This window comes from Dysgonomonas sp. Shenzhen-Wh21, assembly GCF_043392705.1.
Classification (GTDB): Bacteria; Bacteroidota; Bacteroidia; order Bacteroidales; family Dysgonomonadaceae; genus Dysgonomonas.
The window spans coordinates 22,231-42,820 of record NZ_JAIXHZ010000078.1; the positions used below are offsets into that span (position 1 = coordinate 22,231).

Below are 20,590 nucleotides of genomic sequence, written 5' to 3' on the forward strand. Positions count from 1 at the left end.
AGATAATGCTGAAACCTTTTTTTTATTTTATACCAAACCCGCTTCATTTTATACTAAAGTCTTTTTAATCTGCTTTCTAATTCGGATTTTGTATGTCTTTCAGGTTGTTTCGTATAATATTTTAATAAACGGGATGTAATTCTTTTATCTTTGTTTAAAATTTTATTTCGAGGGGATATATGGGATACGAACCGATTGTAATAAAGAACACAAAGATTCTTCAATTGATGGTTAATGACCGATATCGATTACTGCGGCACATAGTACTCCTATTGGGCGTTTTTATTCTTATATTTTGTTCCGGCCAGTTTTCTGAGTATTCGGGTGTTTTCCGATATATCCGATTGTTCTTTGTATATATTGTTATGATAATAACATTTTATGTCAATATGAATATTCTGGTTCCCCGACTCTTCTTCAAAAACCAATATGTCGTTTATATATTTCTACTGCTTTTACTTGTAGTCATTGATCTCTTTACGATGAGATATTTCTTAAACCATATTTTCGAACCAGTACAGAATGTATATTATGATAAAACCTCAGGCAACGGAAATATGTATCAAAGTACGATTACAATCGGAGCTGTTATATTGGTGACCACAATGATAAAACTCTTTCAAAGATGGGTGCATGATAATGAAAAAATAACGGAACTGAATAATATTACATTGACAATGGAATTAAGTGAATTACGTAATCAAATCAACCCTCATTTCCTCTTTAATATGCTTAATGGTATTAAAGCTTTGGTGCGTACCGATCCGGAGAAAGCTGTCATTGTTATAATGAAACTGTCGGAGTTTCTTCGATACCAACTGTATGAGAATAATGAAGAAAAGATATTACTTAAGTCTGAGATTGTTTTTCTTACTAACTTTCTCGACTTGGAAAAACTCAGGAGAGATAACTTATCAGTAGATATTAGTCCGAGTAAAGAAGATTCTCTGATCTACAAAAGTATATTTATTCCCCCGAACCTTTTTACCACATTTGTAGAGAATGCAGTAAAGCACAGTGTAAATATTGCAGGAACCGATTCTTACATTAGGATTAATATAAGCGTAGAAAAAGATAAGCTGTATTTTACCTGTATTAATTCGATAGACCCTGAATATATTCCGTCAAAAGGAAAAAATAATGGATTGGGACTTGCGAATATAAAAAGGCGTTTGGATCTTTTATATGGAGAAAATCATTCTCTGGAGATTGATGTCTCAGAGAAAGAGTATAACGTTAAATTGATAATTCCGCTATGAATTGTATTATTGTAGATGACGAACCTCTAGCAAGAGATGAGCTGCAAGCACAGATAAAAGAAATATCCAAAGTAGAAATATTAGGCAAGTTCTCTAATGCTCCAAGTGCTTTAGCTTTCTTGAAAGATAATGATGTAGACCTTATTTTCCTTGATATAGAGATGCCAATGGTGACAGGGTTAGAATTTGCGGCTCAGTTACTAAAGAAAGCTTTGATCATTTTCACAACGGCATATTCTCAATATGCATTGGATAGCTATGAGCTGGATGCAATCGATTATCTTCTTAAACCAATTGCTAAAGAGCGGTTGGAAAAGGCCATAAACAAGGCTGAAACCTATAAGAAACTACTGTCGGATGATACTGAGAAAAGTATAATAGAAGGAGGAACGGACGATTTTTTAATTATCAAGTCAGAACGTAGGTTTCATCGAATCAAATTTTCTGATATCAGGTATATCGAAGGTCTGAAAGATTATGTTGTTATATATACGACCAGTCAAAAACTTATTACGGCTATGAATTTGAAGAATATTCATCAGAAAATGCCACAGAATATTTTCTTGCGTGTAAGCAAATCATATATCGTAAATACAAATTATGTAGAATCATTTGATCATCACAGTATATTTATTGGAGGCTACGAAATCTCATTGGGTGAGGTCTATAAGAAAGAGTTCTTTTCAATATATTCAGGGGGAACCCTTAATCTTGAATAAATAAATATAGTGTTGAGATCAAGATCAGTAATTATATGTTGTCGTTTAGCTTTATAACTAACCCTTCATCTGTTTCCCAATAGCTGATGATATCCTCTTTTGACAGCCACCCGAGAACGAGGCATATATAGTCATTTCTGTATTCAGTTATTTCTTCTAATTCTTCAATTGTCAAGCCTTTGTTAGAGGAAAGTAATTCTTGTATATATTTTGCATCAATACTTATCGCTTCTTTCAACATAGTGTAATAAAACTTATTCATGTAATACAATATACTGTTAAGATTGTCGGTAGAATGCTAAAGTAGTATATATGATAATTGATATTCTAACTATTATACATATGCTTCTATTTTTTATACCAAGTTGCTATTTGCCGCTACTTAAAAGTAAAATAGGATAAAAATGGAGCCTTGTTTATTGAATATCATTTTTCTTTTCAACTGAGAAAAAAACCATCGAGAAATAGAGGGGTATAAAAGCAAAAAAGACCTACAATTTCTTGTAAGTCTTTTTTCTGTTGTGGGCGTTGACGGATTCGAACCGCCGACCCTCTGCTTGTAAGGCAGATGCTCTGAACCAGCTGAGCTAAACGCCCTTGTTGGGGTTGCATTTTCTCTCAAATGCGATGCAAAGGTATTTAATTTTTTTATTCTACAAAACAATTTCCATACATTTTTTAGAAAAAGTATCTAAATTTTGATGCGCTATTCAGAGGTTGTTTTTTATTGGTCTATTTTCCAGTTGCTTACTAAAAATACGACAAATCCCTATATTTTTAGTTTTATATGTATTTTCCCCAATAGAGCTGTAATCCCGATAGTCAAAAATGCAAAAATGATACATTTTACTAATCCGATAGGAGAGGTTGTCAGCGATTCGGGAAGAGAAAATGACGTTAATACGAAAATAGCATATAAAAAATAAGGGATCAGATAGCAGGTAAGCGTGGCTGTCCCTGCCGGTTTTATAATGCCAAACCAAGATGCTTTGTTCTCGATGTCGGTCAACCAGTACATCAATACATACAAAAGGATAGAAATTCCTGTGCACAAGAATAGCCATGTAGGTGTCGCTTGTATTTTGGAGATAATCCAAAAGTTGTGTGCTGCAAATCCGCCTAGAATGAATATAATACCAATAAAGGTCGATGTTAGCATTTTTTTCTTTATGCCGATACCTAGTTCAGATTCATTGAAAAGCAGAGATATGAGCATCCCACTCATCGTAAAAGCATGAAAGCATCCATTGCCTGGGATAATTCCATCAAAAATACCTAGCCAATGATTCGACCCGCCAATGCATAGTAGTATAAAAGCAAAGAGGGCAACAATGAGGTAGCCTTTATTTTTGTTTAGGAATAGATACAAAATGGCACATAGCAGATATGTCCATCCGATAAGTCCCAGTATGCCCCACCAACGAGGTTGAAAAACCCCTCCATCAGCATCTCTAAATATAAAAGCTAATATGGCCAGAATGACTATACCTATAATTTTGGATCCGGAATATAAATTTTGCCTTGTTCTATTCTCTGTTTTTGGGTATACATTCCAGATAAGGAAAAAAGCCAGAAGCATGATCAATGTAAATATAGGTTTGCTGATGCCCATGCTCGCCGCTACGCCCGACTCAAGGTTTACGGTAAACAAACCCATCACCAAAAGAGCGATAGAACGAATAATGATGTGCTTCAAAATTCCACTGTTCGAATCACCTTTCTTCTTCCTTATCTCAATAGCTAAAGGAATAGACATTCCTAGAATAAAGAGAAACGAAGGAAAAACAATGTCCGAAAAGCCGAGCATGTCTTCATTAGCTGCCGCATGTTCGAGCCAATGGGGTACATTACTCACACTCCACAGGTCGTTCACAAAAATCATAAAAAACATTGTCAAAGCTCTGTATATATCTATCGATGCTATACGTTTGGGTTTTTCCGTGGGCACAGAAGTCATAGAGTAGTCAGGTTAAATTATTAAGATTCTATTTTGCTAAAAGACAAAGATATAAAAAAAGAAAAGCGAAAGTTTATACTCTCGCTTTTCTCATATAAATAATTATCGTATTTACTTATTTCGCACTTGCTTGTATAACATCTACAGTTGTACCCCAAGTTTCGGAAGGTTTGTCGCCCATTGTAAACTCTAGTGTACCGCCATTGATAATGTCATTGAAGTTGATATAATATTTGTCGTAAGGCTGTCCGTTAAGCGTTACACTCTGGATGTACTTATTTGCAGCACTGTTGTTTTTTGCTACAATGTTCAATACCTTACCATCTTTAACCTTCACAGTTGCTTTGTCTACAATCGGACTACCGAATATATATTTTCCTCCGGCAGGTTCAACCTGATAGAATCCAAGAGCTGACAATACATACCATGCCGACATTTGTCCTACGTCTTCATTTCCTGAAAGACCTGCAGGCTGATCATGATACATCACAGACATCACTTCACGAGCTCTTTCTGCTGTTTTCCATGGTTGACCTACGTATGGATACATATAGATTACGTGGTGGCTCGGTTCGTTTCCGTGAGCGTATTGACCGATCAATCCACTGATGTCAGGAGAAGCATCTTTCCCTAACGATCCTTCTACGATGAATAAAGAATCCAGTTTCTGTACAAATTTTTCCTTGCTTCCAAACAGGTCTACAAGTCCTTGTACATCATGAGGGACTAACCATGTATATTGCCAAGCATTTCCTTCTGTATAGTCGTTTTCGCGATGAACAGATTCGAACGGATTGAATGGAGTTCTGAATTTGCCATCAGAAGAAAGACCTCTCATAAAGCCTGTTGACTTGTCAAAAAAGTGAGTGTATGCTTTACTGCGTTTCAAGAAATATTCGTAATCTTCAGTTTTTCCCATTTTTTGAGCTACCTGAGCAATAGTCCAGTCTGCGATAGCATATTCCATTGTTTTAGCAACACTTTCGTTTCCTTTATCGTAAGGGATATAGCCGTACTGCTTTAGATAGTTCAAGCCTCTTTCGTCCAGCATAGCCGACTTTTTCATAGCTTCATACGCCAGGTCTTTATCAAACCCGTCATAACCTTTCAAGATAGCATCTGCCACAACAGATATACCCGGGTTACCAACCATACAGTCTGTTTCGCAACCCATCAGGTGCCATACAGGAAGCTTGCCTTGTTGCTGATATATTGTAAGCATTGTATTGATGATATCGCTCATCTTTTCAGGATGGATAATAGTCATCAATGGGTGGGCAGCTCTGTAAGTGTCCCACAAAGAGAATGTAGTGTAATTCTTGAAAGCTCCCTTCTGGTGCATTTGCCCGTCAGAACCTCTGTAATCGTTATTTACATCGCAAAATTCGGATGGAGCAATCATTGTGTGATAAAGAGCTGTGTAGAACACACGTTTAGCGGCAGCATCGTTTGTTTCTATCTGTATTTTGCTCAACTCTTCGTTCCATGCTTTGTCTGCATCTGCAATTGTTTGCTCAAAGTTCCATCCCGGTAGTTCGGCTTGCATGTTTAATTTTGCATTTTCGATGCTTACCGGAGAAATAGCTACCTTAACATATATATTTTCTTTATCCTTTGTATCGAATAATACCTGTCCGTATGCTTTTCTTGCATTGATGCTATTTCCTGCTTTCACTTCAGTAGAATCTGATACTACAAATTGCTTCATTGGTTTAGAGAATACTGCTGTGAAGAATATGCGTTGATCTACAGCCCATCCTTTCGAATAGCGGTATCCTGATATTACAGAGTCGTTTTCTTGAACAAGGTATCCTTCCATTGGGGTGTCCCAACCGATACCATGTTGTAGGTCGATGATTACCTTTGCTGAGTCTGATTGAGGGAATGTATATTTGTGGAATCCAACTCTTTTGGTTGCGGTTAATTCCACATCAACATTAAATCTGTCGAGGTGAACAGCATAATATCCAGCTTTTACCTTTTCGGTCTCACGTCTGAATAAAGAATATATTCCTGATTTAGGGTCTTTAAGATCTCCTCTTTTTAGAACTACGTTACCTGTTGCAGGCATAAATGAAATATCGCCCAAGTCACCGATGCCGGTTCCACTAAGGTGCATATGTCCAAAACCGATAATAGTAGAATCTGAAATATGATATCCCGAGCACCAATCCCATCCTTGCGAATAGTTTGTTGGTCCTAATTGAATCAATCCAAAAGGTACGTTTGCTCCTACAAATACGTGTCCATGGTCGCCGGTTCCGATATACGGATCGACAAACTGTGTTAGATTTGGTGTCGCATCCAATTGTTTCGTCCCCTCACAAGAACTTAAAAATCCACACAAAATAAGCCATATTGAGATGGCCTTCGTCATTCTGATTAAATTAAATGTCATTGTTCTATTAGATTACTATATTAAATTATTTAATTATTAACATATTGTTTGCCTGCAAACACAGACAGAATCATTAGGCAATTTATTTGAGATTGTAAAGTTATTTATTTTAATTAAAAAATATTCGAATAATCGATTTATTGCTTTTTTTTAACCAGTTCTTAGGCTTATTGAGCCGAATTAACTATTTGAAATAAATCAGAATTGTATTTAGAACATGTTATTGTCCATCTTTGATTGCTTATGAAGTAAAGATGAAAAGTATTTCATTTTTGGTACATATTTTTTAAATGTTAAAAAGAGGCAAGGGGTGAGAGAAAATTTTGATAATTTTAGAAAAAATAAAAGCTTGTTCGAAATGAAATAAACAGGTTCTTAATAATTTAATTTTATCTTTGTGTTATTCCGGCCTCAAAATATGTCATTGGAGAATAAGACAGTTTCTGTTCCGTTTGATATATAGAATCCACGGATGAAGTAAGCTAATATGAATCATCTCTTAACTGTCATTATATTGTTTACTAGCATTGCCGCTTTTTCTCAGAAAAAATATGTGTTTAGTGGCAAAATATATAGTGAAGGAGATAATACTCCGCTCGCCGGTGTTGCCATCGCTGCAAAAGAGCATACCCAATCTGCCGGTTTTAGTGATGCTGCCGGTAGCTTCTCTCTGCAATTGCCTTCGGGCGAATATAGTGTTATATTCAAGCTATTGGGTTATGATACCAAACACCTTAAGATCAGAATAGATAAGGATCTCTCTCAGGATATTGTTTTGACAAAAGATATTGTATCTCTCAAGGAAATAGAGGTATTGGCTGTAAAATCGGACGATAACGTGAAGCGAGTGCAGTCGGGTGTCGAAAAATTGGAAATAGAATCGATGAATAAAATCCCTGTGTTATTTGGTGAAAGGGATATTTTGAAAACAATTCAGTTGTTGCCCGGCGTACAAACTGCGGGAGAGGGCAATATCGGATTTTATGTGCGGGGCGGTAGCAGCGATCAAAATCTTATACTGCTCGATAATGCAACAGTGTATAATCCTTCTCACCTTTTTGGTTTTTTCTCAACATTCAATTCCGATGCTGTAGATAATATGACTATCTATAAGGGTTCTATGCCTGCCCAATATGGAGGGCGGCTGTCTTCGACACTCGATGTGAGCATGCGTGATGGTGATTTGAAAAACTATCACATAAATGGAGGCATTGGGTTGATCTCCTCCCGACTTACATTAGAAGGCCCCATACAGAAAGAAAAATCATCTTTTATTGTTTCTGCCAGACGTACTTATGCTGATGCCTTGGCTCGTACGGTGGGCGTAGAGCAGGTAAAAGGATCGACGTTATACTTTTACGACTTGAATGCAAAGCTTACTTACGCTTTGTCGAATAAAGATAAACTGACACTGACAGCTTATCATGGAAAGGACAAACTAGGTCTTGATCAGATAGCAACAATGGATTGGGGGAATACAATCGCCGCTTTGAAATGGAACCATATCTTTGATTCGAAAAAAGTTTCGACCACCACTCTTTCGTATACCGACTACAAATATAATGTAAGTGTAGACCTCACGACAGGGCTTAATGTTATGTCGCGGATAAGAGATGTTAATTTCAATCAAGACTTTGTATTCTATCCCAACGAAAAGAATTTGATACGCTTGGGATTCAACTCTATCTATCACCAGATTGTACCCGGAGAATTGGTAAGTAAAGATCCTTCTCAACTAAAAGTATCGCCGTATGCCCATCGTTATTCATGGGAGAATACACTGTATACCTCTAACGATATGAAACTTAGCGATAAACTGGAATTTAGTTATGGCGTTCGGCTGTCTTCTTTCAGCGTGCTGGGCGGAAGCGACTATTATACTTTCAACGAAGAAGATCAGTCTATAAAGGATACAATTGCCACCAAAAGGGGAGAGTTTCTGAAAACATATTGGAGCATCGAACCACGAATTTCGGTAGCATATCAGCTAAACGAGTCGTCGTCTATTAAGGCGGCTTATGCGCTTACAAGGCAAAACCTGCATCTACTCACTACATCGAATCTGTCTAGTCCGATTGATCGCTGGATATCGAACACCGATTATATAAAACCCGAAGTGGGGAATCAAGTTTCGTTGGGTTATTTTCGCAACTTTCAGAATAATATTTTTGAGTTTAGTGCAGAGGTGTATTACAAAGACCTGAAAAATCAGATAGATTATAAAGATGGGGCAGATGTAAGGGCTAAAGAAGTTATAGAAACAGAACTCTTGTTTGGTAAAGGAAGAGCTTACGGATTGGAGCTTTTCCTGAAAAAGAAATACGGTCGTTTTAATGGTTGGGTAGGTTATACCCTGTCTCGCAGCGAACGCAAAATAGATAAGATAAATGACGGTAAATGGTATGCAGCCAATCAGGATCGTACGCACGATATTTCTGCTGTCGGTATTTATGAACTGAGCAAAAAGTGGACGTTGTCGGCTACGTGGGTTTTTGCCACAGGCAGCCCCATGACATTTCCTTCGGGTAAGTATGTTATCGATGGGCATGCCATATATTATTACGAAGGCAGGAATCATTATAGAGCCCCTTCTTATCATCGGCTCGATTTGGGGGCTATGTGTGTCTTGAAGAAGACAAAGAAATATACATCCGAGCTTTCCTTAGGCTTGTATAATGCATACGCCCGTAAAAATACTTATATGTTTGGCTTTAGGCAAAACGAAGATGACAGGTCAGCGTCAGAGTCGTATATGATTTATTTGTTTAGTGTTGTACCCTCAATTTCGTGGAACTTTAAGTTCTGAAAATTATGGTTATTATAAATAGATGTCTTTATATAATTTTTCTTCTCGCATTGCTCACGGCATGTGAAGAGGTTGTTCAGCTAGACCTTGCTCAGGCTCCGCCCAGAGATGTAATTGATGCTTCTATAAAAGAAGGGGCACCGTGTTTTGTGCTGTTGACTCAAACGAAAGGTTTTTATGATAAAGAATCTTATAACCGTTTGTCGGGGGCTAAGGTCGAATTGACAGACGATAAAGATAATGCAGATATACTTATAGAAAGCCAGCAGGAAGCCGGCTTCTATGTTTCTTCAATTGTAGGCAGGGTAGGACGTACATATAAATTGAAGGTTACCATAGGAGATAATATTTATACATCCGAGGCTAAAATTCCCAATGTCGTACCCATCGATAGTGTTTATATTTATAAAGTTACGGTAGCCAACGAGGCTATTTATTCGCCATGTGTGGTATTTTATGATCCTGTAGATGTAGAGAATTATTACTATACAACACTCTATGTAAACGAAAAGGCGATGAAATCCTTATACTTAGATAGCGATAAATACCGCAACGGGCTGAAAGTGGAAAATATTCTACTGTTTGATAAGGAAGATAATAATGACGAAGCACTCAAGGCAGGAGATAAGCTAAGAATTGAGATGCAAACATTGGATAAGGGAATGTATACTTTCTACAGATCATTGAGCAGTGTTGCCGCCGGAGGGGGGACAAATCCTCTTACGAATATTGTTGGCGGTGCATTGGGTTGTTTTAAGGCTTACAATTCAGTTTTTGTTAATTATACAGTCACCGAAGACGATATGAATAAATAATAATTTCCGTATCTTTGTTCTCATAGTCTATAAATATTGGTAACTATATGTTTAAATTTCTTGGATTCTTATTACTTATCGGGCTTTTCGGTTTCCTTATTTTAGGAATATTTTTGGGCAGGGTCATTCGTTTCTTTGGTCCATCTTCGGATAGGGCTAAGAGTAATCGTCGTCAGACTAATAACAATTCACGGTCGACTGCTGAGGATACCACTCAAAAGAAATTCTCGAAAAATGAGGGCGAATATGTCAATTACGAAGAAATAAAAGAAGAATAACCAATCGGTTATTCTTCAAAGTTTATCTTTTCATCTATAATATATTCCGGCCTGCTTTTTACTTCATCAAAGAGTACTCCGATATATTGCCCCAGCACTCCGATTGTTATTAGCTGTACACCGCCAAAGAATATAATTATAATTATCGTAGAAGTCCATCCTGTAATCACATTCGTGAAGCCCAAAAGATGCCCGAGCCACACCCACAATCCATAAATAATTCCAATAAAGAAAGCGATGGAACCTAGACTAATCGATAACATCAAAGGCTTTTTGGAAAAATAAAGAAGAGCTTTTTTTGCGAAAGAGAGCATTCTCTTTAGTGGATATTTTGTTTCCCCGGCAAAGCGTGCATCCCTGTTGTAATAGAATGGAACTTGCTTGAACCCTATCCAGCTGATAAGTCCACGAATATACTTTCCTTTCTCTTTTAGTCCGTTGAAAGCATCTATCGCTTTTCTGTCTACGAGTCGGAAATCACCTGTGTCTTCCGGGAATTCTACTTCCGATAGATTATTCATTGTTCTGTAAAAGAGTTTGGCTGTCGCTTTCTTAAAAGCAGTTTCACCCTCTCGTTTTTTCCTTACACAGTAAACAACGCTGGCTTCTTCCTTACGTTGCGTTTCAATGAGATCAGGAATCAATTCGGGAGGGTCTTGCAAATCGGCATCAATAATTACTGCCAGGTCGGTCTTACAGAGATTCATTCCGGCTGTTACAGCGGGTTGATGCCCAAAGTTGCGAGAGAAGTGAATAACTCTCGCTTTATCATCCTGCGATGCTATATGATCGAGTATATATCTCGTATTATCTTTGCTACCGTCATTTATAAAAATTATATATCCCACTACATCATCGAGTGAGTTTAGAACCTCTTTTGTTCTCCTGTAAAACTCCTGTATAACTGCCTCTTCATTATAACAGGGGACAATAACGGATAGTGTTTGCATCTTTTATCTAATCTATTAATAAATATATTGAATCAGGGGTATATGTATTATCCGGAGAATAGATAACCCAATCAGTGAGAAGATCCAATGGGTATGTTTTTATGTCGCCTTCGTTGAGTCCTGCAATCCAATAAGGCTGATTCAGTAACTTTCCTTCTATCTGCTTTCCTGCTATGGAAATGACTTCGTACCATAGGTGTTCTTTGTCCGTTTCCGACTCCGGGTTATCTACAGTGAGTCCCAGCTTAACAAGGAATGTCCAACCCGCTTCGTCCTCTTCTTTTTTCGAGTTAAATAAACTCTTTAAGAATGATTTCTTTTCAGGCTGCTTATGTTCTTTGCCGAACACATTGGCAAATGCTTCGAAACGCTCTTTAGCCAAAGCGCTCATCCTGTTTGTTTCTTCTGTAGTTATATAGTAAATTGGATTCTCGGCAAGAGTAGAGGTATATATTTCGGGTGAAATCATATTGCCGTCTTCTACTGCAAACAGTATGCCCGAAGGTTCGGCATGCACATTGTCCACCTCGTCGCGGTCGCCCGCACCTCCAAGTATATTTTGAGGAAGATCTTTCAATGCCTCTTCCCATCTTAGCCAGCAGAGGTTTATGCCCATGCCGTCGTAGCCGATGGTAAATCTCTCTTTTTCTTTTGCCGGGTCGGTCAGGAATTTCTTTACCGTCATATTTATCAGCGTATTCATTTGCTCAGCACCCTGACTGAAGTTGAGCATTTCCAGTTCTACCGACCCGCAACGGTGCAGACCATGCGTATGGAACCAATAACGTCTGTTTCCGTTTTCGCCGTCTTCGTCATACACACAGTGCAGCGTGTATAGATAGTCGGGAGAAGGGGGGATAGACGATTTTGCTGTCATGCTTAGCCATTTGGGCGATAATAATCTGTACGACATGAAGTCAAGAACCAGACTGGCATCAGGAACAATGGCGTTCATTATTTTTAATTGCAGATGAAACGAATCCAGTGGGTTTAGTTCGAAGTATAGAGAAGTCTCCAAGAAGTATTCCTGTTCCATTGCTGCCTGTAGTGATTCTTCGTCTATAGCATTGGCAAAACCGTAATCGTTTAGATTTATATTTTTTGTGTCGCTGATATATAGATCGACATTAAAAATAGCTTCTTTGTATTCTATTTCGGCATGAAAACTCATTATTGAGTATTCAATATCTACTTCTACCTTGTTGAACGATTTTAAATTGAAATCTGAGTTTTGTGCTAAGGATTTTTCTATCTGCGCAGCATCGAACTTGAAGTTTTTGCTTCTCGGGTATATACCCATTGCCGAGGCTAACCCCGTTTCGCCTTCAGCCAGCAGATTATATTTTTCACTATTATCCATGTTAGTAAGTTCTGTTGAGTATTCTTTTCGTATTCTATTTATATAATATACAAACTTAATGAAAAAAATAGTAGGTATATACTATTCAAAAAGAATATGTGACAGCTAAAAAAGAAAAGTCTGAGAGAATTATCCTCAGACTTTCATCTTATTATTTCGGAGAAATCTTAGAATTTTTTAAATCCCATTATTTCACGTACTTCTCTAACTGTTTTGCGTGCGCTTTCACGTGCTTTTTCCGCCCCTTCGGTTACTACTTTGTGCAGATAAGCATCATCGTTTTGAATATCCTGTATGCGCTCACGTATCGGTGTTGTTACCTTGATAATATCTTCGGCTAATTGCTTCTTAAGATCACCGTAACGAATTTCGCATGTATTCCATTTGTCTTCGAAATGTTGCACTACTTCGTCGGTAGAAACCACTTTTAGTATGGTGAACAGGTTTTCTATATAATCCGGTTTTACTGAGTTCAGTTCTTTTGGTCCCTCGTCGGTAAGTGCACGTTTTACTTTTTTCTCAATGCTCTTAGCATCTTCGTCCAAATAGATACAGTTCCCTTCCGATTTTCCCATCTTGCCGCTGCCGTCCAGTCCCGGTATTTTTATCAGCTCTTCTCCAAAGTTGTAAGCTACAGGCTCTTTGAAATACTCTACACCATACATATTGTTGAAGCGACGGGCAAATTTGCGTGTCATTTCCAAGTGCTGTTCCTGATCTTTTCCGACAGGTACTTTGTCTGCATTGTGCATCAGGATATCGGCAGCCATCAGGGTAGGGTATGTCAATAGTCCAGCATTTACATTATCGGGATGTTTGCGGGCTTTTTCTTTAAACGAAACGGTCTTCGAAAGTTCGCCCATATAGGCGTGCATGTTCAGTAGCAAATATAGTTCGCATACTTCGGTCACATCGCTTTGTACGTATATTGTCGATACTTCGGGGTCGATACCTGCCGCAAGATATTCTGTCAATACGTTCTTTACGTTTCCGTGTAGTATTTTCGGATCGGGATGGGTTGTCAGCGAATGATAGTCGGCTATGAAGAAGAAGCATTTGTTTTCATGTTGCATTCTTGTGAAATTCCTCAAAGCACCGAAGTAGTTTCCTAGATGCAGTTTTCCGGTAGAACGGATACCGCTTAGTACTGTTTCCATGTTTTAAATATTTTTTTAAGGCACAAATATAGTCAAAATCTATAAACGGGTTGGTATATATTCACAACTTGTGTAATACAAATGGATGAAATATTCCACGGTGAAATTTTCGTTCTTCGTACCTCGGAATGGCAAAAGAGCGCTGAAAGGAGAAGTTTTGGAAAGAATTCTCAAAAATTCCTTCCGTAAAAAATCTAAACAGGCAGTGATGTGTATTTGATTTAAAACCTAATTTCTTTATCTTTGAACAATGTCATGTCATTAATCAAAAGATATATGTTGAAGCGCAAAAGAATATTCGTGTTTGGGGGCATCCTGTCTCTGTTTTTATCCGTGTCTATGAGTGCACAAAAAGTAGTGAAATTATGGGAAGGGAATCCGCCAACAGTTAACGGTATCACCGAACCTGAGAAGTATGACAAAGGTAGCGGGTGGCTTACCAATGTTTCTGTTCCCGAGCTTCATGTCTACTTGCCTGATGGTGCGAATAAGACAGGCGCTGCAGTCGTTATCTGCCCCGGAGGAGGATATGCAGGGCTGGCTTTCGACCACGAAGGGGTACAATTTGCACAATGGCTCAACAAACAGGGTATTGCAGGTATTATCCTCAAGTATCGGATGCCGAACAAACATAAAGAAATTCCGTTAGATGATGCATGGCAAGCAATGCGCTATGTAAGGTCGCATGCTGCCGAATTGGGAATAAAATCGGATAAAATTGGTATTGCGGGTTTCTCGGCCGGAGGACATCTTGCAGCAACGGCTTCTACCCATTTTGCCACATCGGGAGTAAGTACACGCCCCGACTTTTCCATTCTTTTTTATCCCGTTATTACCATGCAGGTAGCTACACATGGCGGATCTAAATATAATCTGTTGGGAGAGAATGCTTCACAAGCGGATACTTATACTTTTTCGAATGAGAAACAAGTGAATGTAAATACGCCTCCTGCAATATTGTTGCTTAGCGACGATGACGATAGTGTGCAACCCGCCAATAGTATCAGCTATTACGATGCTCTGAAAATGAATAATATTGCGGCTACAATGTACATATTCCCCGAAGGAGGACATGGCTGGGGAATGAGAGAGAATTTTAAATATCATACACAGATGCTCACCTTGCTGCAAATGTGGCTGAAAGATATACAAGCAAAATAAATAATAATATCACTTAAATAAATATCAATATGCAAAAGATAAAAGTGACGAATCCCGTTGTGGAGATGGATGGGGACGAAATGACCCGCATTATATGGAAATACATAAAAGATAAGTTGATACTCCCGTATGTGGATGTAGACCTCAAATATTTTGATCTGGGTATAGAAAACCGTGATGCTACAAACGATCAGGTGACAATAGACAGTGCTGAGGCAACTAAGAAATATAATGTAGCTATCAAGTGTGCTACAATCACTCCGGATGAGGCTCGTGTAGAGGAGTTCGGTTTGAAAAAAATGTGGAAGTCTCCGAACGGAACAATCCGTAATATACTGGGCGGAACAGTATTCCGCGAACCTATTATTATGAGCAATATCCCTCGTTTGGTGAATACATGGGACAAGCCAATCATTATAGGGCGTCATGCGCACGCCGATCAGTATAAAGCGACCGACTTTGTTACAAAGGGAAAAGGGAAGCTTACTATTACTTATACGCCTGAAGGGGGAGAACCTCAAACCCATACCGTGTACGACTATAATGGGGATGGCGTAGCCTTGGCAATGTACAACACCGATGAGTCTATCTATGGGTTTGCTCATTCGTGTTTCAAGCTGGCGTTACAAAAGAAATATCCATTGTACCTGTCTACAAAGAATACTATATTGAAAGCTTACGACGGACGCTTCAAAGATATTTTTCAGGAAGTATACGAAAAAGATTATAAGGAAGCATACCAAAAAGCAGGCATTACCTACGAGCATCGTTTGATAGACGATATGGTTGCTGCTGCCTTGAAATGGAATGGCGGTTTTGTTTGGGCATGTAAGAATTACGATGGAGATGTTCAGTCCGATACAGTAGCGCAAGGCTTTGGATCGTTAGGCTTAATGACTTCTGTATTGCTTACTCCTGACGGCAAGACAATGGAGGCTGAGGCTGCTCACGGAACGGTGACACGTCACTATCGCCAACATCAGCAAGGGAAAGAAACATCAACAAACCCTATAGCTTCAATCTTTGCATGGACAAGAGGATTGTCTCACAGAGGGAAACTAGATGAAAATTGGGCGCTCGTTGATTTTACCAGAAAACTGGAAGAGGTCTGTATAGAAACGGTAGAGAAAGGGAAGATGACAAAAGACCTTGCTTTGCTAGTATATGGCGACACCATGCACAGAGGCGATTATCTGAATACAGAAGATTTCTTGGATGCGATAGCCGAAGGGTTGAAAGAAAAGTTGGGGGTGTAATCCTATTAATAAATAGGAAGTAAATTATCTTAATATAGATTAAGTACTCGTTCCTTAGGATTTGCAATCCTAAGGGCAATGATAAGTAAATAATGGGGATTGCAAATCCCCTAAGACGATGAAAAAATACGACAACTATTTTTATTAAAGACTTAGTTGTACCCAACAAAAGAAAAAGTGACAGTAGAAAATATATAAAATATCTGTCACTTTTGTCACCTTTTGATAAAGGAAGGAAAATAGACCGGTAGTTTTACAAGTTCATTTTTATGATGATTATAACAAAATAAAGGTGATAGAAGTAATAAAAAATAACTATATTTGCTCTATTAATATTATTTGAAAATAAAACTTTAAACATACTGAAAATATGAGATTTGTTGTTTCCAGTACAGCATTATTAAGTCACTTGCAGGCAATAAGCAAGGTGATCAATTCAAAGAATACATTACCTATTTTAGATTGTTTCTTGCTCGAGCTCGAAGGTTCTACCCTCTCTCTTACAGCAGCAGACTCTGAAACACGTTTGGTTACTTCTCTTGAAGTGAACGAGGCTGACGGTAATGGAAAGTTCGCAGTGAATGCAAAGAATCTGTTGGATCCATTGAAGGAATTGCCTGACCAACCGCTTACATTTGAGATCAATAGCGACAATCTGGAGACATTTATTTTCTTTCATAACGGTAAGTATAACTTTATCGGACAAAACGGTGAAGACTATCCTCAACCTAAACAGTTGAAAGAAACAGCCGTTAGCCTGACTATCGAGCCTCAGGTTTTATTTTCGGGTATCAACCGCACATTGTTTGCCAGTGCAGACGACGAGCTTCGTCCGGTGATGAATGGCGTTTACTTCGATATCAGCACCGAAGATCTTACTTTCGTAGCATCTGACGGACACAAGTTGGTACGTTGCAAAACATTGTCGGCAAAGGGAGCAGAACGTGCTTCGTTTATTCTACCAAAGAAACCGGCAAACTTACTTCGTGCTATTCTGCCAAAAGAATCTGAAACAGTAGAAATCAAATTCGATGAGAATAATGCCTATATAAAAATGTCGAGCTATACAATGACTTGCCGTTTTATAGAAGGTCGTTATCCAAATTATAATTCGGTAATTCCACAAAATAACCCGAACAAAGTAATTCTCGATCGTTTGTCATTCCTCAATGCATTGAAACGTGTTTCGGTATTCTCTAATCAGGCAAGTAACCTCATCAGATTGCAGCTGTCTGACAAGAATATTATCGTTTCGGCTCAGGATATAGATTTCTCTACAGCCGCCGAAGAAACTATTCCATGCGATTATACAGGAACACCGATGAGCATAGGTTTTAAGTCAAGTTTCCTTATCGATATTCTGAACAATATCCCATCGTCTGATATCTCACTCGAACTGTCAGACCCTTCACGTGCAGGGCTTATTATTCCTGCCGAAAATGAAGAGAATGAAGACTTGTTGATGCTGCTTATGCCAATGATGCTCAACGACTAAGGAAAGTAATAGATAACTAAAATAGATATATGACAACTTTATCATTCTTCTGTAAAAGAGAGGGATGATAAAGTTTTTTAATAAAAAAGCTTATGGAACTAAATCTGAGGAATCCGCTCATATTCTTTGACTTGGAAACTACCGGAACAGATACGGTGAAAGACCGTATTGTAGAACTATCCTATCTGAAGGTATATCCCAATGGGAAAGAAGAGATGAAGACCAGACGTATCAACCCGGAAATGCCAATTCCGGCAGGAGCAACTGCTATACATGGTATATCTGACGAAGATGTGAAAGACTGCCCGACGTTCAAGCAGATTGCCAGATCTTTGGCCGATCAGATGGAAGGTTGTGATTTGGCAGGGTTCAATTCGAGCCGTTTCGATATTCCTCTCCTTGCGGAAGAATTTCTTCGTGCTGATGTGGATATCGACTTCTCAAAACGTAAAATGATAGATGTGCAGATCATCTTCCATAAGAAAGAACAACGCACGCTCGAAGCCGCATATAAGTTCTATTGCGACAAGAATTTGGATAATGCTCACTCGGCTGAAGCAGACACACTTGCTACTTACGAAGTATTGAAAGCACAGCTGGATAAATATCCTGATCTGGAAAACGATATGGAAAAGCTGGCTGCGGAATTCTCTTTCTTCAACAACAATGTAGACCTTGCGGGTCGTATTATAAGAGACGAGAATGGCATAGAGGTGTTCAACTTTGGCAAACATAAAGGCAAGCCGGTAGCAGAGGTGCTCAAAAGAGAGCCTAGTTTCTATGCGTGGATGATGGATGCCGATTTTCCATTAAACACCAAGCAAGTATTAACTAAGATCAAGTTGAGGGAAATACAAAAGTAATGGCCTCATTCAATGATATTAAAAAGGCTGTCTCTTCTAACAGGGACAGCCTTTTTGATCGTTTAAGCATGGAGCCATCCTTTTGGGACAGCTCCTTAAATAACCAATATCGCTCTTTATTTACAAGAGTTACCTAAATAACTCACCTTATTCTATTACGGCGGCAAATCCTCCGTTTCTAGCCATCTTTATCTGTATCTTATCACCCGATTTTACGTGTGATTCTTTTCTGCGATAGTCCATAGCCTGACGTCCGGCATTGATTCCGTCTTCGAACGAAGTCATCTTATATGATGTTCCGGCATTGAGGAAGTCAAGGCTTATCTCAAGTTGTCTTTCTGTGTTATTTGTCATACCGCCTATATACCACTTATTGCCTTTGCGCTTTGCCACAACCGCATATTCTCCCGCTTTGGCTTCCAGTGCACGAGTTTCGTCCCATGTTACAGGCACATCGGTGATAAATTTGGTACAATCCTCATTTCTGTAATACAAGGTAGGGTTGTCTGCCAACATTTGAAGTCCGCTTTCGAAAATAACGAACAGTGCCAACTGGTAAGCTCTGGTTCCTATGCTTGCCGAGTTAGGGCGATGACCGCAGTATCTTTCGGGTTGCATGCTTATCATTGCTCCCGGCGTGTAATCCATAGGGCCTACAGCATTGCGCATGAATGGAAAATAGACACTATTTTCAGGGGTACAACCTTCCATTTGTTCCATGCCTCTTACTCCTTCGTACGAAAGGATATTCGGATACTTGTACTCGATTCCCGCAGGCTTGAATGAACCATGATAATCAACCAGAATATTGTATTTTGCCGCTTCTTTGGCTATGCGTTCGTAGTAGTTCACCATCCATTGGTCGCTTCTATCCATAAAGTCGATCTTAACACCTTTAACACCCCATTCGCTGAATGTTTTGAATATATCAGGATTGTTTTCTACCACTAACCATGTTAGCCATAGTATGATGCCTACATTCTTTTCTTTTCCGTAGCGGATAAGTTCATGTACATCTACTTTCGGATTAGGAGTATAAGGATCGCGTGTGCTTTTTGCCCAACCTTCGTCCATAATAATATACTCGATACCGTATTTGGATGCAAAATCGATGTAATATTTATAGGTTTCAAGATTGAATCCGGCTACGAAATTCACATCCGGCCCATAAGGCGATGCTTCGTTCCACCATTCCCAACTAACTTGTCCCGGCTTGATCCACGATACGTCTTGCAATTGGCTCTTGGTAGCCAGTCTGTATGTCATTGTATTTTCTATAAGCTGCTTGTCGTCTTTTGTAATGACGAAGTAGCGCCACGGAAAATTTCTTTTGCCTGTTGTTTTGGCTATATAATCCGCTTCCTTTACTATCTTCAAGCTACGGTCGCCATCTTCTCCAAATTCGAGCGGAGCTTTCGGGAATACAGATTGTACTCCGTTTGCTCCATTCCCTTTAAGAAACATGCAAGGATAATCCGACAGATCTGATTCGGATATCAGTATTTTGTATTTTTTCTTTGTATCTATCAATACCGGTAATACAGACATGCGGTCTGTAGCTTTCCACTCATTGCTCTCAACGTGTGTATACGATTCTTCATAGGCTGTTTTAAACCCACCGGGCTGCTGTAGATGAAGTAAATAATTTGCAGGGAAATTGATAGCAAAATCTTCTCCTAGAACTTCTACATCTCCTTTCTTATTGGTTATGAAACGGTAAGCAATACCATCGTCAAAGGCTCTGAATTCGACAGAATAATCTCCTTTGAAAGTGAGCAAGAGCGAATTATACTGATTATTTACAGATGAGTATTTTAAAGGAACAACAGGGGTAAGAACCTCGTTTACTTTGTTTGTTTTTTGCCCCGATAGTTTGGGATTGAGTCCGAGCGTTTCATTTCCGAGGTTCAAACTCAAATGATTATTTTCTAATAATACATCATTGCTATAAGATATTGTGTAATATATCTTATCTGAAATACTAAGAGATACTTTTATCTCTCCATTAGGCGATTGTAATTCTGCTTTTTTCTGAGCGCTTATACTGAATGCAATGCTTAGAAATAGTAATAACAATAGGTTGTGTTTCATGTTTATTATAGATTAATGTTTAGTT

At 38.6% G+C, this 20,590-nt stretch carries 16 protein-coding genes and 1 tRNA gene; 9 read left to right on the forward strand and 8 right to left on the reverse strand.

Annotation, left to right across the window (positions count from 1 at the left end; all coding sequences use genetic code 11):
- The first annotated feature begins 365 nt into the window (after nucleotides 1-365).
- The gene (locus tag LDB17_RS04875; protein WP_252638415.1) at nucleotides 366-1,259 is read left to right on the forward strand and encodes a sensor histidine kinase; all 894 of its coding nucleotides are present in this window, start codon (nucleotides 366-368) and stop codon (nucleotides 1,257-1,259) included.
- Complete coding sequence (locus tag LDB17_RS04880) at nucleotides 1,256-1,978, forward strand: LytTR family DNA-binding domain-containing protein (protein ID WP_252638414.1); 723 nt, start codon at nucleotides 1,256-1,258, stop codon at nucleotides 1,976-1,978. Before LDB17_RS04875 ends, LDB17_RS04880 begins: the two co-directional genes overlap by 4 nt.
- Before the next feature lie 31 nt (nucleotides 1,979-2,009).
- Here the strand turns inward: LDB17_RS04880 and LDB17_RS04885 are convergent, their stop codons facing one another.
- The 4 genes from LDB17_RS04885 to LDB17_RS04900 form a co-directional block, all read right to left on the reverse strand.
- Nucleotides 2,010-2,240 (reverse strand): winged helix-turn-helix domain-containing protein, encoded by a 231-nt coding sequence (locus tag LDB17_RS04885; RefSeq protein WP_252638413.1) that lies wholly within the window; start codon nucleotides 2,238-2,240, stop codon nucleotides 2,010-2,012.
- A gap of 260 nt (nucleotides 2,241-2,500) precedes the next feature.
- Nucleotides 2,501-2,575, reverse strand: a tRNA-Val gene (locus tag LDB17_RS04890).
- Nucleotides 2,576-2,747: 172 nt separating this feature from the next.
- A complete protein-coding gene (locus LDB17_RS04895) occupies nucleotides 2,748-3,935 on the reverse strand; it encodes a DUF5009 domain-containing protein (protein ID WP_252638412.1) in 1,188 nt (395 codons plus the stop codon).
- Nucleotides 3,936-4,050: 115 nt separating this feature from the next.
- Complete coding sequence (locus LDB17_RS04900) at nucleotides 4,051-6,333, reverse strand: GH92 family glycosyl hydrolase (protein WP_252638411.1); 2,283 nt, start codon at nucleotides 6,331-6,333, stop codon at nucleotides 4,051-4,053.
- 487 nt (nucleotides 6,334-6,820) lie between these two features.
- Here LDB17_RS04900 and LDB17_RS04905 point away from each other — a divergent pair, with 487 nt between their 5' ends.
- From LDB17_RS04905 to LDB17_RS04915, 3 genes are read left to right on the forward strand one after another with little or no spacing between them, the layout of a single operon-like run.
- The gene (locus LDB17_RS04905) at nucleotides 6,821-9,139 is read left to right on the forward strand and encodes a TonB-dependent receptor (protein WP_252638410.1); all 2,319 of its coding nucleotides are present in this window, start codon (nucleotides 6,821-6,823) and stop codon (nucleotides 9,137-9,139) included.
- A 5-nt stretch (nucleotides 9,140-9,144) separates the two neighbouring features.
- Nucleotides 9,145-9,954 carry a DUF4249 domain-containing protein gene (locus LDB17_RS04910; protein ID WP_252638409.1) on the forward strand — a complete coding sequence of 270 codons (810 nt, stop codon included), beginning with the start codon at nucleotides 9,145-9,147 and terminating at the stop codon, nucleotides 9,952-9,954.
- 47 nt (nucleotides 9,955-10,001) lie between these two features.
- A complete protein-coding gene (locus LDB17_RS04915) occupies nucleotides 10,002-10,232 on the forward strand; it encodes a DUF4834 family protein (protein ID WP_252638408.1) in 231 nt (76 codons plus the stop codon).
- Between the two features lie 8 nt (nucleotides 10,233-10,240).
- Here LDB17_RS04915 and LDB17_RS04920 read toward each other — a convergent pair whose 3' ends face one another.
- From LDB17_RS04920 to trpS, 3 genes are all read right to left on the reverse strand, one after another.
- Nucleotides 10,241-11,182, reverse strand: a complete 942-nt coding sequence (locus LDB17_RS04920; RefSeq protein WP_252638407.1) for a glycosyltransferase family 2 protein — start codon at nucleotides 11,180-11,182, stop codon at nucleotides 10,241-10,243.
- Between the two features lie 7 nt (nucleotides 11,183-11,189).
- Nucleotides 11,190-12,542: a DUF4026 domain-containing protein gene (locus tag LDB17_RS04925; RefSeq protein WP_252638406.1), complete on the reverse strand. Its 1,353-nt coding sequence runs from the start codon at nucleotides 12,540-12,542 to the stop codon at nucleotides 11,190-11,192.
- Between the two features lie 167 nt (nucleotides 12,543-12,709).
- Nucleotides 12,710-13,699: a tryptophan--tRNA ligase gene (gene trpS, locus LDB17_RS04930; protein ID WP_252638405.1), complete on the reverse strand. Its 990-nt coding sequence runs from the start codon at nucleotides 13,697-13,699 to the stop codon at nucleotides 12,710-12,712.
- Nucleotides 13,700-13,975: 276 nt separating this feature from the next.
- Here trpS and LDB17_RS04935 point away from each other — a divergent pair, with 276 nt between their 5' ends.
- From LDB17_RS04935 to LDB17_RS04950, 4 genes are all read left to right on the forward strand, one after another.
- On the forward strand, nucleotides 13,976-14,860 hold the full coding sequence (locus LDB17_RS04935) for an alpha/beta hydrolase (protein ID WP_291102741.1): 885 nt from the start codon (nucleotides 13,976-13,978) through the stop codon (nucleotides 14,858-14,860).
- A gap of 29 nt (nucleotides 14,861-14,889) precedes the next feature.
- Nucleotides 14,890-16,116, forward strand: a complete 1,227-nt coding sequence (locus tag LDB17_RS04940) for an isocitrate dehydrogenase (NADP(+)) (protein WP_006843862.1) — start codon at nucleotides 14,890-14,892, stop codon at nucleotides 16,114-16,116.
- Nucleotides 16,117-16,486: 370 nt separating this feature from the next.
- Nucleotides 16,487-17,611, forward strand: coding sequence for a DNA polymerase III subunit beta (gene dnaN / locus LDB17_RS04945; protein ID WP_135104566.1), 1,125 nt, complete (start codon nucleotides 16,487-16,489; stop codon nucleotides 17,609-17,611).
- Nucleotides 17,612-17,703: 92 nt separating this feature from the next.
- Entirely contained in the window at nucleotides 17,704-18,474 is a 771-nt protein-coding gene (locus tag LDB17_RS04950) for a 3'-5' exonuclease (protein ID WP_135104567.1), read from the forward strand.
- Nucleotides 18,475-18,621: 147 nt separating this feature from the next.
- Here the strand turns inward: LDB17_RS04950 and LDB17_RS04955 are convergent, their stop codons facing one another.
- Complete coding sequence (locus LDB17_RS04955) at nucleotides 18,622-20,565, reverse strand: glycoside hydrolase family 97 protein (RefSeq protein WP_252638403.1); 1,944 nt, start codon at nucleotides 20,563-20,565, stop codon at nucleotides 18,622-18,624.
- Nucleotides 20,566-20,590: the final 25 nt, after the last annotated feature.

Coding starts and splice junctions, on each gene's coding strand:
- LDB17_RS04880 (WP_252638414.1), top strand. CDS start 1,256: ATGAATTGTATTATTGTAGATGACGAACCTCTAGCAAGAGATGAGCTG.
- dnaN (WP_135104566.1), top strand. CDS start 16,487: ATGAGATTTGTTGTTTCCAGTACAGCATTATTAAGTCACTTGCAGGCA.
- LDB17_RS04895 (WP_252638412.1), bottom strand. CDS start 3,935: ATGACTTCTGTGCCCACGGAAAAACCCAAACGTATAGCATCGATAGAT.
- LDB17_RS04875 (WP_252638415.1), top strand. CDS start 366: ATGATAATAACATTTTATGTCAATATGAATATTCTGGTTCCCCGACTC.
- LDB17_RS04885 (WP_252638413.1), bottom strand. CDS start 2,240: ATGAATAAGTTTTATTACACTATGTTGAAAGAAGCGATAAGTATTGAT.
- LDB17_RS04940 (WP_006843862.1), top strand. CDS start 14,890: ATGCAAAAGATAAAAGTGACGAATCCCGTTGTGGAGATGGATGGGGAC.
- LDB17_RS04935 (WP_291102741.1), top strand. CDS start 13,976: ATGTTGAAGCGCAAAAGAATATTCGTGTTTGGGGGCATCCTGTCTCTG.
- LDB17_RS04910 (WP_252638409.1), top strand. CDS start 9,145: ATGGTTATTATAAATAGATGTCTTTATATAATTTTTCTTCTCGCATTG.
- LDB17_RS04905 (WP_252638410.1), top strand. CDS start 6,821: ATGAATCATCTCTTAACTGTCATTATATTGTTTACTAGCATTGCCGCT.
- LDB17_RS04955 (WP_252638403.1), bottom strand. CDS start 20,565: ATGAAACACAACCTATTGTTATTACTATTTCTAAGCATTGCATTCAGT.
- LDB17_RS04915 (WP_252638408.1), top strand. CDS start 10,002: ATGTTTAAATTTCTTGGATTCTTATTACTTATCGGGCTTTTCGGTTTC.
- trpS (WP_252638405.1), bottom strand. CDS start 13,699: ATGGAAACAGTACTAAGCGGTATCCGTTCTACCGGAAAACTGCATCTA.
- LDB17_RS04900 (WP_252638411.1), bottom strand. CDS start 6,333: ATGACATTTAATTTAATCAGAATGACGAAGGCCATCTCAATATGGCTT.
- LDB17_RS04920 (WP_252638407.1), bottom strand. CDS start 11,182: ATGCAAACACTATCCGTTATTGTCCCCTGTTATAATGAAGAGGCAGTT.
- LDB17_RS04950 (WP_135104567.1), top strand. CDS start 17,704: ATGGAACTAAATCTGAGGAATCCGCTCATATTCTTTGACTTGGAAACT.
- LDB17_RS04925 (WP_252638406.1), bottom strand. CDS start 12,542: ATGGATAATAGTGAAAAATATAATCTGCTGGCTGAAGGCGAAACGGGG.